The 1324-nt window shown below is 64.1% G+C and carries 1 pseudogene and 1 other annotated feature; the pseudogene reads left to right on the top strand.

From position 1 onward, the window contains the following. Positions 1-53: 53 nt before the first annotated feature. Positions 54-1321 (top strand): annotated as a pseudogene (locus BLV97_RS20625) (IS3 family transposase). Further along, positions 335-451, top strand: a sequence feature (AL1L pseudoknot). It overlaps the preceding pseudogene by 117 nt. Positions 1322-1324 lie beyond the last annotated feature (3 nt).

Below are 1324 nucleotides of genomic sequence, written 5' to 3'. Positions count from 1 at the left end.
TGAACCGCGCCGGGTTTGCCGGAGGCTCCAACTCCTGAGTAGGATGGAGCATCATGAGCAAGACGACGAACAAGTTTTCCCCCGAAGTGCGCGCGCGTGCCGTGCGCCTGGTTCTCGACAATCAGGGTCAGCATGGATCGCGCTGGCAGGCGGTCATGTCGATTTCCGCGAAGATCGGCTGTGCACCCCAGACCCTGAACGAGTGGGTCAAGAAGGCCGAGGTCGACAGCGGCAAGCGCGCTGGCATCCCGACCGACATGGCAGAGAAGATGAAGGCGCTGGAGCGGGAGAACCGGGAGCTGCGCCAAGCCAACGAGATCCTGCGCAAGGCGAGCGCATATTTTGCGATGGCGGAGCTCGACCGCCGGTCGAAGTGATGGTCGGGTTCATCGACGATCATCGGGAGGCGCACGGGGTCGAGCCGATCTGCAGGGTTCTGCCGATCGCCCCATCCACCTGACTCACGATCACCTGGCCAAGCGGGCCGATCCGGCCCGGTTGTCAGATCGAGCCCGGCGCGACGCAGTCCTGCGGCCCGAGATCGAGCGCATCTTCGAGGAGAACTGGAGTGTCTACGGCGTGCGTAAGGTCTGGCATCAACTGGATCGGGAGGGTTTCACCGTCGCCCGGTGCACCGTGGCTCGGCTGATGAAGGGCATGGGTATTCAAGGCGCTCGCCATTGTCCTCGGACCAATGGCGGACAAAGGCTCGCTCCGGGGCAAGCCGCACAAGACGACCACCCCCGACAAGAAGGCCCCGTGCCCGCTGGACAAGGTGAACCGGCAGTTCCGCGTGCCCGCGCCTGACATGCTCTGGGTCAGCGATTTCACTTACGTCGCCACCTGGAGGGGGTTCGTCTATGTCGCCTTCGTCATCGACGCCTACGCGCGCCGCATCGTTGGCTGGCGGGCGAGCCAAACAGCGCACGCAGGCTTCGTTCTCGATGCCCTCGAACAGGCTGTCCACGATCGCCGCCCAGTCAAGGGCGCGGGGCTCGTCCACCATTCCGACCGCGGGTCGCAATACCTGTCTATCCGCTACACCGAGCGGTTGGGTGAGGCCGGCATCGAACCATCCGTGGGCAGCGTCGGCGACAGCTACGACAACGCGTTGGCGGAAACGATCAACGGTCTCTTCAAGGCCGAGGTCATCCATCGCCGCGGCCCGTGGCGCAACTTCGAGGCCGTCGAATATGCCACCCTTGAATGGGTGGACTGGTTCAACAACCGCCGCCTGCTCGAGCCGATCGGGAACATCCCGCCGGCGGAAGCCGAGGCAAACTTCTACGCCGCGCTGGAAACTGAAGACATGGCCGCGTAACTA

The sequence above is a fragment of the Allgaiera indica genome, assembly GCF_900106675.1.
Classification (GTDB): Bacteria; Pseudomonadota; Alphaproteobacteria; order Rhodobacterales; family Rhodobacteraceae; genus Acidimangrovimonas; species Acidimangrovimonas indica.
Note: the sequence above shows the minus strand (reverse complement) of the source record. Positions and strands in the feature narration are given on the sequence as shown.